Source organism: Lentzea sp. HUAS TT2, from assembly GCF_051853195.1.
Lineage (GTDB): Bacteria > Actinomycetota > Actinomycetes > Mycobacteriales > Pseudonocardiaceae > Lentzea.
Window position 1 is genome coordinate 4861672 of record NZ_CP196667.1, and the last position, 13090, is coordinate 4874761.

Annotated in this window: 14 protein-coding genes; 10 read left to right on the plus strand and 4 right to left on the minus strand. The window is 70.3% G+C overall.

Features of this window, described 5'->3' with window-relative positions; all coding sequences use genetic code 11:
* Nucleotide 1 precedes the first annotated feature (1 nt).
* Nucleotides 2-907: a MerR family transcriptional regulator gene (locus ACSHWB_RS24455; protein ID WP_439664309.1), complete on the plus strand. Its 906-nt coding sequence runs from the start codon at nucleotides 2-4 to the stop codon at nucleotides 905-907.
* Between the two features lie 57 nt (nucleotides 908-964).
* Here ACSHWB_RS24455 and ACSHWB_RS24460 read toward each other — a convergent pair whose 3' ends face one another.
* Complete coding sequence (locus ACSHWB_RS24460) at nucleotides 965-3832, minus strand: BTAD domain-containing putative transcriptional regulator (protein ID WP_439664310.1); 2868 nt, start codon at nucleotides 3830-3832, stop codon at nucleotides 965-967.
* A gap of 251 nt (nucleotides 3833-4083) precedes the next feature.
* Entirely contained in the window at nucleotides 4084-5880 is a 1797-nt protein-coding gene (locus ACSHWB_RS24465; protein WP_439664311.1) for an AMP-dependent synthetase/ligase, read from the minus strand.
* Nucleotides 5881-5978: 98 nt separating this feature from the next.
* Between ACSHWB_RS24465 and ACSHWB_RS24470 the strand changes: the two genes are divergently transcribed.
* The 7 genes from ACSHWB_RS24470 (at nucleotide 5979) to ACSHWB_RS24500 (ending at nucleotide 10694) form a co-directional block, all read left to right on the plus strand.
* Nucleotides 5979-6359 (plus strand): polyketide cyclase / dehydrase and lipid transport, encoded by a 381-nt coding sequence (locus ACSHWB_RS24470; protein ID WP_439664312.1) that lies wholly within the window; start codon nucleotides 5979-5981, stop codon nucleotides 6357-6359.
* A 58-nt stretch (nucleotides 6360-6417) separates the two neighbouring features.
* A complete protein-coding gene (locus ACSHWB_RS24475) occupies nucleotides 6418-7206 on the plus strand; it encodes a metallophosphoesterase family protein (RefSeq protein WP_439664313.1) in 789 nt (262 codons plus the stop codon).
* A 23-nt stretch (nucleotides 7207-7229) separates the two neighbouring features.
* On the plus strand, nucleotides 7230-7670 hold the full coding sequence (locus ACSHWB_RS24480) for an SRPBCC family protein (protein WP_439664314.1): 441 nt from the start codon (nucleotides 7230-7232) through the stop codon (nucleotides 7668-7670).
* The gene (locus ACSHWB_RS24485; RefSeq protein WP_439664315.1) at nucleotides 7667-8875 is read left to right on the plus strand and encodes an ArsA family ATPase; all 1209 of its coding nucleotides are present in this window, start codon (nucleotides 7667-7669) and stop codon (nucleotides 8873-8875) included. Before ACSHWB_RS24480 ends, ACSHWB_RS24485 begins: the two co-directional genes overlap by 4 nt.
* 26 nt (nucleotides 8876-8901) lie before the next feature.
* Entirely contained in the window at nucleotides 8902-9249 is a 348-nt protein-coding gene (locus ACSHWB_RS24490; RefSeq protein ID WP_439664316.1) for a hypothetical protein, read from the plus strand.
* Nucleotides 9249-10271, plus strand: coding sequence for an ROK family glucokinase (locus tag ACSHWB_RS24495; protein ID WP_439664317.1), 1023 nt, complete (start codon nucleotides 9249-9251; stop codon nucleotides 10269-10271). The genes ACSHWB_RS24490 and ACSHWB_RS24495 overlap by 1 nt, the downstream gene beginning before the upstream one ends.
* Before the next feature lie 198 nt (nucleotides 10272-10469).
* Nucleotides 10470-10694 carry a DUF2945 domain-containing protein gene (locus ACSHWB_RS24500; protein WP_439664318.1) on the plus strand — a complete coding sequence of 75 codons (225 nt, stop codon included), beginning with the start codon at nucleotides 10470-10472 and terminating at the stop codon, nucleotides 10692-10694.
* A gap of 181 nt (nucleotides 10695-10875) precedes the next feature.
* On the opposite strand, the gene ACSHWB_RS24505 is transcribed toward ACSHWB_RS24500, so the two are convergent.
* Nucleotides 10876-11004, minus strand: coding sequence for a hypothetical protein (locus tag ACSHWB_RS24505; RefSeq protein WP_319978376.1), 129 nt, complete (start codon nucleotides 11002-11004; stop codon nucleotides 10876-10878).
* A gap of 66 nt (nucleotides 11005-11070) precedes the next feature.
* Nucleotides 11071-11526 (minus strand): hypothetical protein, encoded by a 456-nt coding sequence (locus tag ACSHWB_RS24510; RefSeq protein ID WP_439664319.1) that lies wholly within the window; start codon nucleotides 11524-11526, stop codon nucleotides 11071-11073.
* 244 nt (nucleotides 11527-11770) lie between these two features.
* Between ACSHWB_RS24510 and ACSHWB_RS24515 the strand changes: the two genes are divergently transcribed.
* Nucleotides 11771-12505, plus strand: a complete 735-nt coding sequence (locus tag ACSHWB_RS24515; protein WP_439664320.1) for a lysophospholipid acyltransferase family protein — start codon at nucleotides 11771-11773, stop codon at nucleotides 12503-12505.
* 21 nt (nucleotides 12506-12526) lie between these two features.
* A complete protein-coding gene (locus ACSHWB_RS24520) occupies nucleotides 12527-13039 on the plus strand; it encodes a polyadenylate-specific 3'-exoribonuclease AS (protein ID WP_439664321.1) in 513 nt (170 codons plus the stop codon).
* Nucleotides 13040-13090 lie beyond the last annotated feature (51 nt).

Consider the following 13090-nt stretch of genomic DNA (forward strand, 5'->3'; position numbering starts at 1 on the left):
CATGGACGAAGAGATGGGCCGCTACACGATCGGGGAACTGGCTCGTCGCACCGGGCTGTCGGCGCGCACGATCCGATTCTGGTCTGACAGCGGAGTGGTGCCGCCTTTGGAACGGAACTCAGGTGGCTACCGCGTCTACGGCGCGGACGCGGTCGGCCGTCTGCGCCTGGTCCGGACACTTCGCGAGCTCGGCCTCGGCCTGGACTCGGTGCGGAAGGTGGTCGACCGGCAGTCCACGCTGGCCGAGGTCGCCGCGGCCCACGTCGAAGCCCTGGACGCCCAGATCCGTATGTTGCGGCTGAACCGTGCCGTCCTTCACCACGCCATCTGCCGCGACACCAAGACCGAAGGGCTGTCCCTGATGCACGAACTCTCCCGGCTGCCGGCACCGGAACGGCAGGACCTGATCGACGGCTTCGTCGACAAGATCTTCGCCGGCGTCGAAGACGCGGATGCGCTGGTCATCGCGGGCTTCATGCGGGAGATGCCACAACTGCCGGACGACCCGACCTCGGCGCAGGTGGACGCCTGGGTGGAGCTGGCCGAACTCGTCTCGGACGGCGACTTCCAACGTGCCATGCAGAAGATGCTGCAGCGCGGCGGATCTGGCGACCGCATCGAGTTCGGCCTCAACGTCGGGCCCCTTGTTCTCGAGCACGCGGGCCCGGCCGCCGAGAAGGAGATCCCACCGGACTCCGGCGCCGGCCGTGCGATCCTCGACCGCGTCGTTCCCGCCGATCTCGGCGACACCGAGTCACAGGCACTGCTCGACTGGCTGGACCTGGTGGCCGAGCCTCGCATCGAACGCTACTGGGAACTGCTGGGCCTGATCGGCGATCGCCCACCAGGGCCGCGCAGCGTGCCCGCGTTCACCTGGCTCGCCGCCGCCCTGCGCGCACACCGGTAGTTCAGAGCCCGCGATATATGGGATATCGCGGGCTGGTGAAGTGGATATCGGCGCAGGTCAGACGAGTTCGCGGGCCCGGTTCTCCATGGCGCGCAGTCCTAGCTCGGCGCCGCGCCGCACGGCCTGCTCGGCGGTGGCCTGGGATTCGGCGTGACGGCCGAGGTCCCGCAGCACCACCGCCAGGTCGATCAACGCGCGGACCTCGCCCGAGGCGTAGCCGATCCGCCGGGCCGTCGCGAGGGCCTGCTCGAACAACGCGGCGGCGGCGTCGAAGTCGGACAGCGCGCGGCGGGTCTCACCGAGCGTGATCAGGACCGACGTCGCCACCTGCTGGTCGCCGCCGTCGGCCACGAGGGACAGCGCGCGCGACGCCAGGGACAGGGCCGCGTCGGTGTTGCCGGAGGCGAGTTCGAGGGCGGCGAGGTTCTCCAGGGTCTCGGACTCGCCGGCGGGGACGTTGCCGATCTCCAGGGCGCGTTCGAGGTGGGTGCGGGCCTCGTCGAGGCGGCCCTGCAGGCGCAGGGCCATGCCGAGGTAGGTGTGACTGTCGGCGTTCGGGGCAAGGGCCAGTGCCTGCGAGAAGTGGTCGACCGCGTCGTCGATCTCACCGAGTTCCACGGCCAGCTGGCCGAGGTTGTACAGGCCGGTGCTGACGCTGTCGGCCGAGGCCGAGCGCAGCATTTCCAGGCAGCGCAGCAGCGTGTCCTTCGCGGCGACCAGGTCTCCCGAGCGGCGGTGCACGAGGCTGAGGTTGTTCAGCACGCCCGCCTCGGCGTCCTTGTCGCCCAGCGCCCGGTACAGCTCGACGGCCTGGTCGTGGTGCTCGACGGAGCGCGCGTACTCGCCCAGCCGCAGGTACAGGGTGCCGAGGTTCGCGTGCATCGCGGCCTCGGCCGGGCGGTGCGCGGACTTCTGCGCGGCCTGCAGGCCGTGGTGCGCCGTCGCGAGCCACTCACCGACGTGCTGGCCGATCCAGAGGTAGCCGCGCAGCGCGTCGGCGAGCTGCCAGGCCATCACCGCGGGGCCGTGCTCGGCGGCGTGACGGATGGCGGCGATCAGGTTCGGGCGTTCCGCGTCGAGCCACGCCAGCGCCTCGGCCGAGGTCGCGATCCGCGGCGCCGGGCCGGTGGCCGGTGACGGCAGGCGCACGATGCCGGGGTAGAGCAGTTCGGCGCAGCGTTCGACGCCGCGCAGGTAGTGGTTGAGCAGCGCCGCCCACGACGTCTGCTGCTCGGACGGGCTGTCCGCCTCCTCGCTCAACGCGGCGGCGTAGCGGACCAGCTCGTCGTGGAACCGGTAGCGACCGGGCACCGACTGCACGACCAGGCGCGCGATCGCCAGCACCGTCAGCAGGCCCTCGGCATCGACGTCGGCCAGCGCGGAGGCGGCCTCCGGCGTGAAGTCCGGCCCCGGCACCAGCGACAACAGCCGGAACAACCGCTGCGGCGCGGGAGGCAGCGCGGCGTAGGCGAGCTCGATCGGCGAACCGGAGATCGTCACGTCGTCCCGCCCGGCCAGGTACGCCGCCGCCACCCGCAACGCCAGCGGCAGGTGCCCGCACTGCGCCGCCAGCTCCGCGTGGTCACCAGGTCCGAGCAGCTTCGCCAGCAACGACGCCGACTCCGCCGCCGGGAACACGTCCACCGGCACGGTCCGCGCGCCGTTCATCGCGATCAGCCCGCGCAGGTCGTCCCGCGACGTCACGATCACCCGGCACGACGCCGTCCCCGGCAGCAACGGCCGCACCTGGTCCGGCGCGGAGGCGTTGTCCAGCACCAGCAGCATCCGGCGGCCCGACAGCAACGACCGCAGCATCGTGCTCTGCTCGTCCGCGTCCGGCGGGATCTCGTCCGGCGGCACGCCCAGCGCCCGCAGGAACCGCGACAGCACGTCCACCCCGTCCGCCGGCGCCCTCAGGGCGTACCCGCGCAGGTCGACGTAGAGCTGCCCGTCCGGGAACCGGTCCCGCAGCAGGTGCGCGGTGTGCACCGCCAGCGTCGTCTTGCCCACCCCCGGCGGCCCCGCCAGCGTCACGATCGGCACCGACCCGCCCGTGATCAGCCCGGAGACCCGCTCCACGTGCCACGACCGCCCGGTGAAGTCCGCGATGTCGTCCGGCAGCCGCATCGGCGACGACGGCGCGCGTTCCGGCTCCCGTGCCACCACCGGCGCCGCCAGCTCCGGCGCCCCCACCAGGATCGCCTGGTGCAACGACCGCAGCTCCAGCGTCGGGTCGATGCCCAGCTGCTCGTCCAGCGTCCGGTCGAGCTGCCGGAACGCCTCCAGCGCCTCCGCCTGCCTGCTGCAGCGGTACAGCGCGAGCATCAGCTGAGCCCAGAACCGCTCCCGCAACGGATGGTCCCGCGTCAGCGCGAACAGCTCCGGCACCAGGTCCGCGTGGTTGCCCAGCGCGAGCTCCGCGTCGATCCGCTGCTCGTGCACCGTCATCAGCAGCTCGGTCAGCCGCGGCGCGTGTTCGGCGTACAGAGTCTCGGAGGGCACGTCCGACAGCACCGGCCCGCGCCACAGCTCCAACGCCTCGGCGAACGCCTTCCGCGCCGTGGCCAGGTCATCAACGGAAGCAGCCGCACGGCCGCGAGCCGCCGCGTCAGCGAACCGATGCGCGTCCACGGCCAGCGGGTCCACCCGCATCCGGTAGCCGTCAGCGGCCGTCTGGATCAGCGACGGATCACCCAGCGCCGCCCGCAGCCTCATCACGTACGTCTGCAACGTCCCACGCGTGCGCGCAGGCGGTGTGTCCCCCCACACGTGCTCGACGAGTTCCGTCACGGGAACGACGCGGTTCGGCCGCAGCAGCAACGCCGCCAGCAACGCCCTGTGCTTGCCCGCCCGCAGTACGACGGAGGAGCTCTCCAGGCGTACTTCCATCGGGCCGAGCAGCCGGAACTGCGGACCCGAAGCCATCGCCTACCCCTCGTGCGAGCCAGATCTTCCCCGTCCACCCGACAGCCTATTGGCGCACTGTCGCCGGGTGACATCGGCGCGTCAGCGATACGTCAGCGCCGTACGGCAATCTTCTTCATGTCCCGGTCGGGGGGCCGGGGCAACAAACTTCTCGGGTTCTGCGGAAGTCTCCGCGGATCACGATCGCTGGGGGTCGAAAGGCCCAGGAGCACTCTCTCAGCTCCTGGGCCTTTCGCGCATTCCACCTGCTGTTACTTGGCGTAGATCGCGTCGATGTCGGACGAGTAGGTCGTCGCCACGACGGAGCGCTTCAGCTTCAGCGACGGCGTCATCTCGCCACCCGCCTCGGTGAAGTCGACCGGCAGCACCCGGAACTTGCGGATCGCCTCGGCCTTGGACACCGACTTGTTCGCCTCGTCCACCACGGCCTGGATCTCGGCCAGCAGGTCCGCGTCCTCGATCAGGTCGGGGACCTCGGCCGACGCCGGCTTGCCGTGCGACTCCTTCCACGACGGGAAGAACTCCGGGTCGATCGTGATCAGCGCACCGATGAACGGCTGCTTGTCACCGACGACCATGCACTGCGAGATCAGCGGGTGCGCCCGGATCCGGTCCTCGAGCTGCGCGGGGGAGACGTTCTTGCCACCGGCGGTGACGATGATCTCCTTCTTGCGGCCCGTGATCTTCAGGAACCCGTCGCCGTCGAGCTCGCCGATGTCACCGGTGTGGAACCAGCCGTCCTCCAAGGCCTCCTTGGTGGCGGCCTCGTTGTTCCAGTACCCGGTGAACACGATCTCGCCCTTGATGAGGATCTCGCCGTCCTCGGCGATCTTCACCGACGTGCCGGGCACCGGGAGGCCGACCGTGCCGACCTTCTCCTGGCCGCGGAACGTCACGCACGCCGCCGCCGACGTCTCGGTCAGGCCGTAGCCCTCGTAGACCGGGATGCCCGCGCCGCGGAAGAAGTGCGACAGCCGGTCACCCAGCGGCGCGCCACCGGAGACCGCCGCGATCGCGCGGCCACCGAGGGCGGCGCGCAGCTTCGTGAACACCAGCTTGTCGAACACCGCGTGCTTGATCCGCAGGCCGAGGCCTGGACCACCGTTGTCGAGCGCCGTGCTGTACTCGACCGACGTGGCCTCGGCGGCGTCGAAGATCTTGCCCTTGCCGCCGGCGTGCGCCTTCTGCTTCGCGCCGTTGTAGACCTTCTCGAACACGCGCGGCACCGCGACGACGAACGTCGGGCGGAACTGGCCGAGGTCCTCGACGAGGTTCTTCACGTCCGCCGTGTGCCCCACGGTCACCCGCGAGTACACGCACGCCAGCGCCAGGGCACGCGCCAGGATGTGCGCCAGCGGCAGGAACAGCAGCAGCGAGTTGCCCGAGGTGAGGATCTCGGGGAACCGCGACAGCGCCGAACGCACCTCGGACAGCAGGTTGCGGTGCGTCAGCGTGCAGCCCTTGGGACGGCCGGTGGTGCCGGACGTGTAGACCAGCGTCGCCGTCTGGTCGGCCTTCGCCTGCCCGCGGCGCTCGTGGACCTGCTCGTCGGTGATCTCGGCACCCAGCGCGGTCAGCTCGTCGACCGCGGCTGCCGGGCCGTCGATCTGCCACACGTGGCGCAGCTCGGGCAGCGTGCCGACGACGTCGTCGACCATCGCGCGGTGCGACGACGCCTCGACGAACACCGCCTTCGCGCCGGAGTCGGACAGGATCCACTCGATCTGGTCCGCCGACGACGTCTCGTAGATGGGCACCACGACGCCGCCCGCCGCCCAGATGGCGAAGTCGAGCAACGACCACTCGTAGCGCGTCTTGGACACCAGGCCGACCCGGTCTCCGAGCTCCAGACCTGCTGCTACCAGGCCCTTCGCGACTGCCATCACCTGCGCGGCGAAGTCACGCGCGGTGATGTCGACCCAGGTGCCGTCGACCTGCCTGCGGAAGCTGACGGCGTTGCCGAAGCGCTCCGCGTTGGCCCACACCATGTCGGTGAGGTTCTCCTCCGGAGCCACTGCGGCCGTGGCGGGGACGCTGAACTCGCGCACGTCAACCTCCGTACGGTGATTTGTTACTGGTGGGGAAACTTAGCGTGTGATTCCGGCGATACAAAGGTCGGTACGCCCTTCCGTTACCTTTTGTCCTCATGGCCAGCGTGGACGTCGTCGACGAGACTTTCCTGGCGGTACCACCCGGAGTGGTCGCCGCCGCCTTCGCACCGCCCTCGTCGTGGCGGGCGTTCTGGCCTGATCTGGACCTGGACGTCTACGCCGACAGGGGCGAAGAAGGCCTGCGCTGGACGGTCGGCGGCGCGCTCGTCGGCACGATGGAGATCTGGCTCGAACCGATGCTCGACGGCACTGTGCTGCACTACTTCCTCCGCGCTGATTCTCCCGCCGGGCCGCTCACGCCGCGCAACGCCCGCCGTGAGGTGCAGCGCCGTCAGCTCGACGCGAAGTCCGTCGCACTGGGGCTCAAGCTGACTCTGGAGGACGGTCGCCCGGCCGGCTGCCCGCCGGCAGGGTGATCTTGCTCGACGCCCGTCTCGGGGAACACCCCCATGCGGCGTCAACTAGGTTGGAACCGTGCGGGTTCACGTGGTCTCGGATGTGCACGGCAACGCGGAGGCTCTGGCGCGCGCCGGTGAGGGGGCGGACGCCCTCGTGGTGCTCGGCGACCTGATCGACTTCGTCGACTACCACGACCACTCCAGGGGGATCCTCGGCCGCGTCTTCGGCGCGGAGAAGGTCGGGATCTTCGCCGAGCTGAGACGCGGCACCAGGCGCGCGGACACCGCGAGCTACATCCGGTCGCTGTGGGACGGGCTCGCCGACGCCCGTTCCGTGGTCGAGGAAGCGGTGCTGGAGCAGTACCACGCGTTGTTCAGCGCGATGTCCGCGCCGACGTACGCGACACCGGGCAATGTGGACAGTCCGCACCTGTGGCCGCAGTTCGCCGGAGACGGCGTGCACGTCCTCGACGGCGAGGCCGCGGAGATCGGCGGGCTGAGGTTCGGCTTCGCGGGCGGTGGACTGATGGTGCCAGGGCTGGTCCGCAACCCCAACGCGCCGTGGTTCCCGTACCTGCGCACGGAGCAGGACATGGCCTCCGCCCTGGACCGGATGGGGCAGGTCGACGTGCTGTGCACGCACATCCCGCCGCTCGTGCCGGAGCTGACCTACGACGTCGTCGCGCGCCGTCCCGAATGGGGATCACGGGCCGCGCTGGACAAGATCGAGCGCGAACGGCCGCGCTGGTCGGTGTTCGGGCACGTGCACCAGCCGTTGGCCAGGCGCGTGCGCGTCGGCTACACCGAGTGCATCAACGTCGGGCACTTCCAGCGCAGCGGCAAGCCTCACGTCCTCAACTGGTAAAGACGCGAGTAACCTCCTCACTCATGGCCGACGAGTCCACTCAGTCCATCGTCATCGACGCTCCGCCTGAGAAGATCATGGCGATCATCGCGGACTTCCCGTCGTACCCGGACTGGGCGAACGGGATGAAGGAAGTCGAGGTCCTCGACTCCCTCCCCGACGGCCGTGCCGAGCAGGTGCGGTTCGCGATCGACCAGGGTCCCGTGAAGGACGAGTACACCCTGAAGTACGACTGGGCCGCCGACGGTCTGTCGGTGAAGTGGGCGCTCGTCAAGGGCACCATGCAGAAGGCGCAGCAGGGCAGCTACGTGCTCGCGCCGTCCGGCACCGGCACCAAGGTCACCTACACGCTGTCGGTGCAGCTGGTCATCCCGATGATCGGCCTGTTCCGCCGCAAGGCCGAGAAGATGATCCTCGACACCGCGCTCAAGGAACTCAAGAAGCGCGCGGAGAAGGCGGCTTGAGCCGGGTCCTGCTCTTCACCGGCAAGGGCGGGGTCGGCAAGACGACGCTGTCGGCCGCCACGGCGGCCTCGCTGGCCGCGCACGGCCGCAAGGCGCTCGTGGTCTCCACCGATCCCGCGCACTCGCTGGGCGACGCGCTCGACGTGCGTCTCGGCGCCGAACCGTCCGAAGTGGACGGTTCGGACGGGCTGTTCGCCTGCCAGATCGACCCGCGCGGCCTCGTCGACGAGGCGTGGGGCGACCTGCGCGGGCACCTGCGGACCGTGCTGGCGGGCGCCGGTGTCGACGAGCTCGACGCCGAGGAACTGACCGTGCTGCCCGGTGTCGAGGAGCTCCTCGCGCTGGCGGAGGTGCGGCGGCTCGCGGCGTCCGGGCCGTGGGAGGTCGTGGTCGTCGACTGCGGGCCGACCGCGGAGACGTTGCGGCTGCTGTCGCTGCCCGAGGCGTTCGCCGGTTATCTCGAACGGCTCTTCCCGACCCACCGGCGCGTGGTGCGCGGGCTCCTCGCGGGCGTCGCGGGCACCGGGACCGTCGAGAAGTGGGACGCCACGGCCGACGCGCTGAGCCGGCTCGCCGAGCGGCTGGACGCGTTGCGCTCGATGCTCGCGGACTCCTCGTCGTGCTCGGTGCGGCTGGTGCTGACGCCCGAACGCGTCGTCGCCGCCGAGACCCGGCGCACGCTGACCGCGTTGGCGTTGCAGAGGATCCGGGTCGACAGCGTGATCGCGAACCGCCTGGTGCCCTCGCCCGGTGCGGCGCGCGGTGCCGCTGCCTCGTGGCTGCGCACGCGTCGCCAGGAGCAGGACGCGGTGCTGGCCGAGCTGACCGGGATCGGTGAGATCCGCACGGTCGACCACCGCGCGTCGGAGCCCGTGGGCGTGACGGCGCTGCTGGAGGTCGCCGAGCAGCTCTACGGCGACTCGGACCCGTTGCCGGGCGCGGCCCTCTCGGAGTCGTTGCTGGAGGTGTCGGGCAGCGGGCGTGGGCTCGACGCCCGATACTCGCTGCGCATCGCGCTGCCGCTGACCGACGACACGGAGCTGGACCTCGCGCGCGTGGGCGACGACCTGGCGCTGACCGTGGACGGCCGGCGTCGGCTCGTGGCGCTGCCGTCGTTGTTGAGGCGCTGCATCGTCACCGGTGCCGAGATGGACTCGGGTGGCGTGACGGTGGGGTTCCGCCCGGACCCTTCACTGTGGCGTTGACCGGGGCGCTGATCAGGAGCTTGTAGATGACCCAGGACAACACCGGCAAGCTCGCCGAGGAGCTGCGGCTGCTCATCGACACGGCCGCCGAGCGCATGCAGCCGTGGCTGCAGCGCGTCTCCGAGGCGGGCGACGGCGCGCACACGCCCGAGACGTGCGGCTGGTGCCCGTTGTGCAACGGCGTGGCGCTGCTGCGCGGCGACCGCTCCGAACTGGCCGCGAAGGCCGCCGAACACGCGGCAGGCCTCGTCGCCGTGCTGCGGGCGGCACTGCGCGAGCCCGGCACGCCGCCTCCCGCGAGTGCCGCGGAGGAGCCGACCACCGACGCCGGCCAGCGCGTGCAGCACATCAAGGTCGTCAGGAAGACCGACTAGTGCTCACGGTCGGAGTGGACATCGGCGGCACCAGCGTGCGCGCGGGCGTCGTGGACCCGCGCGGCTCGGTGCTGGACACCTCACGCGCCCCCACCCCGGCGGGCGAACGCGCGCTCGAGGACGCGATCGTCGCCGCCGTGGAGGAGGTGGCGGACCGCCACGCCGTGAACGCCGTCGGCCTGGCCGTGGCGGGTTTCATCGCCTCGGACCGCCGCACGGTCCGTTTCGCACCCCACCTGGCGTGGCGGCAGGCGGACGTCGCCGACCGCATGAGCGACCGCCTGGGCATGCCGGTCGTCCTGGAACACGACGCGAACGCCGCCGCCCTCGCCGAACACCGCTTCGGCGCGGCCCGAGGCGCCAAGACCGCGGTCCTCGTCGCCATCGGCACGGGCATCGGCGCCGCGCTGCTGCTCAACGGCGAGGTCTTCCGCGGCGCGTACGGCGTGGCTCCCGAACTGGGCCACCTGCGCGTCGTGCCGGACGGCCGCCCCTGCCCGTGCGGCAAGAACGGCTGCTGGGAGCGCTACTGCAGCGGCACGGCCCTGAGCGCCACCGCCGTCGAACTGCTCGCCAAGCACCCTGGCGTCTCGACCGTCCTGGCCCGCGAGGCCGCCGGCGACTCCCGCGCGGTGACCGGCCGCCGGGTGGCAGGCGCCGCCCGCGACGGCGACCCGCTGGCCAAGCGCGCGATGGCCGACCTGGCCCGCTGGCTCGGCGAGGGCCTGGCGCTCGTCGCCGACGTCTACGACCCCGAGGTGATCGTCATCGGGGGAGGCGTGTCGACCTCGGCGCCGCTGTTCCTCGACGACGCCCGCGAGCGCTACTCGGCCGTGGTGACGGGAGCGGGCCATCGGCCGCTGGCCCGGATCCGCACCGCCCAGCTCGGCGACGACGCGGGCATCGTGGGCGCGGCGACCCTGGCCCGCGAGATGGCCACGTCGATGACTTCGCAGACGGCCTCCCAAACGAACTCCCAGACGAACTCACGGGCGGCCAAGAACCACTCGCGCCGCTCCTGACCCGCTGCCGCATCCCCGCACTGATATACCGGCCGCGCCGATATATCAGTTCCTGCGGTGCCGCTGACCTGCTGCTTAGCAATGACTCTTTGGACTTCGTCCGCAAAAGACTCATTGCAAAGGGGTTCGGGGAGGTGTCGGGCGGCGCGGGCTCGGGTACCTGACAGAGATCGGCGAAGCGGACGTGAGGAGGCTCCGATGACGAAGCATCCGTACGAGCCGGGTGATCAGGTCGAGTGGTCGAGCCACGGATCGCGGACCCACGGCGAGGTCGAAGAGGAGATCACCAGCGAGACGCGCGCCGCCGGGCGCAAGGTGAAGGCTTCCGAGGACGAACCGCAGTACCGCGTGCGTAGTGCCAAGAGCGGTAAGGACGCGGTGCACAAGCCGTCCGCGCTGCGCCGGCGTTCGACGTCCGGCTGACCTGCTGCCGGGCAGCTTTGCACCAACTCGTTTGCGGACGAAGTCAAAAGACCTGTTGCAAAGGTGCTGGTCAGCGGGGCTGATATATCGGTTGGGGAATGTCGCGGCGGGTGTGTCGGGGTTGTTCACCCGCCGCGAACATCCAGCTCCAACGACCGGTCGCGAAGGACCGGACCCAGATCTAGCGGCCGAGCAGGCGCAGGATGCGCGGGCGGCGCTTGGCGCGCTCCGCGTCCTTCTTGCTCAGGGTCGCCATGGCGCGGGCCATCATCAGGTGCTGCATCTGGTCCATGGGCGACACGGTAAGCACGACCGAATCGTTATCTGAAGGTTTGAGTGGCCGTTATCACGTCGTTACCAAGTAAGACGTGACGCGTCACACCTGGGCGCCGTCGTCCCATCCCGAGTCGGGCGGAGGGGTGTTGCGCATGCGCAGGATCAGCCAGCCGACGCCCGCGCACAGGGCGACCAGCGACAGCGGCGTGCCGATGCGTGCCTGCAGTCCGAAGATGCCGGGTGCGACCAGCAGGAGGATGCCCAGCACGAACAGGCCGAGCGCCGCGAGCGTGGAGGCGCGCAGCACCGGGAACGGCGGTGGCTCCGGCGGGACGTAGTGGTCCTCGTCGGCCGGATCCCTGGCTTCTGGCTCGTCAGCGGGGTCCGGTTCCGGTTCGTCGGCCACGACCGTGCGTGGTTCCGGGTCTTGCGGGCCCGCCTCGTCGAGGTCGAGCCAGTCCTTGCCGACCCCGTCCCGTTCGAGACCCGCGACGATCTCGGCAAAGAGCTCGTCGACGTTCTCCGGTCCGTCGGTCGAGTCGCGCCGGGCGTTCATCCAGAGCCTCTCCCACGTGCCGCCACCCTCTGACCCCACATCGTTGCACGGGTGGGATGTGTTGCGGGTTACGGCGGTCGGCCTAGTGATGGCCCTCATGACGTTCCGGCGGCGGTCGTCGGCGGGTTCTCGCGTCACGGCCGTGACGCACTAAGCCGGGACTCGTTGTGTGAGGTGCGGTCGGCTCCGTAGGCTGATTGTCGGGATCAAGGTTCGCGGGGTCTTAAGGGAGGCGCTTCCCAAGGTGCTGTACTGGTTGATGAAGCACGTCCTCCTGGGGCCGATTCTGCGGCTGTTCTTCCAGCCGAAGATCATCGAGGGCGCCGAGAACATCCCGAAGGACGGTGGCGCCATCCTGGCGAGCAACCACCTCGCCGTCTCCGACTCGTTCTTCCTGCCGCTGATGCTGTCGCGGCGAGTGACGTTCCCGGCGAAGATCGAGTACTTCACCGGCACGGGGATCAAGGGCAAGCTGCAGAAGTGGTTCTTCTCCGGCGTCGGCCAGGTGCCGATCGACCGGTCCAGCGCGTCCGCCGCGCAGGGAGCGCTCGACACCGGTGTGCGGATCGTGCGCGAGGGCAAGCTGCTCGGCATCTACCCCGAGGGCACGCGGTCGCCCGACGCCCGCCTCTACAAGGGCAAGGTCGGTGTCGCGTGGATCGCGCTGGAGTCCGGTGCGCCGGTCATCCCCGTCGCGATGTTCGGCACGGACAAGGCCAACCCCATCGGCTCCCGGATGTGGAAGCCGTACCCGATCCGCATCAAGATCGGGAAGCCGCTCGACTTCTCCCGCTACGAGGGCCTGTCGGGTGACAGGTTCGTGCTGCGCTCGATCACCGACGAGATCATGTACGCGTTGATGGAGCTCTCCGGCCAGGAGTACGTCGACGTCTACGCGGCGAAGGCCAAGGAGCAGACGCCGGACGTGCCGAAGCAGGGCAAGCCGGACGACCGGGTGCCCGAGAAGAAGGCGAGCTGACCGCACCCCTAGGGTGTCGCGGTGCGGTTTTTCTACGACTGTGAGTTCATCGAGGACGGGCTGACGATCGACCTCGTGTCGATCGGTGTGGTCGACGAGGAAGGCCGCGAGTTCTACGCCGTGTCCACCGAGTTCGATCCCGATCGAGCGGGTCCGTGGGTGCGGCAGAACGTCCTCAACCAGCTGCCCTCGCCCGCGGACAAGGCGTGGCGCGGCCGCGAGCGCATCCGCGAGGACCTGCTCGACTTCCTCGGCGCCCGCAACGCGGCGCGTGACGAGGTCGAGCTGTGGGCGTGGTTCGCCGCCTACGACCACGTGGCGCTGGCGCAGCTGTGGGGTGCGATGCCGGCGTTGCCGCGCGCGTTGCCCCGCTTCACGCGCGACCTGCGGCAACGCTGGGACGACGTCGGCCGCCCCAAGCTGCCGGCCCCGCCCGCGGACGCGCACGACGCCCTCGCCGACGCGCGGCACAACCTCGCACGGTGGAAGGTGATCGAGGAGCAGCGGCGGAAAATCGGGTTTCCTGTCCGGTAAGTGAGACCCGCGTTGCTGCACCGATACAGCTCGTGAAAGTCTGCGTGACAC

Bases quoted from the DNA above. Each gene is read 5' to 3' on its own strand.
- ACSHWB_RS24510 (WP_439664319.1), bottom strand. From the start codon at position 11,526: ATGAACGCCCGGCGCGACTCGACCGACGGACCGGAGAACGTCGACGAG.
- ACSHWB_RS24460 (WP_439664310.1), bottom strand. From the start codon at position 3,832: ATGGCTTCGGGTCCGCAGTTCCGGCTGCTCGGCCCGATGGAAGTACGC.
- ACSHWB_RS24470 (WP_439664312.1), top strand. From the start codon at position 5,979: ATGGCCAGCGTGGACGTCGTCGACGAGACTTTCCTGGCGGTACCACCC.
- ACSHWB_RS24455 (WP_439664309.1), top strand. From the start codon at position 2: ATGGACGAAGAGATGGGCCGCTACACGATCGGGGAACTGGCTCGTCGC.
- ACSHWB_RS24500 (WP_439664318.1), top strand. From the start codon at position 10,470: ATGACGAAGCATCCGTACGAGCCGGGTGATCAGGTCGAGTGGTCGAGC.
- ACSHWB_RS24490 (WP_439664316.1), top strand. From the start codon at position 8,902: ATGACCCAGGACAACACCGGCAAGCTCGCCGAGGAGCTGCGGCTGCTC.
- ACSHWB_RS24480 (WP_439664314.1), top strand. From the start codon at position 7,230: ATGGCCGACGAGTCCACTCAGTCCATCGTCATCGACGCTCCGCCTGAG.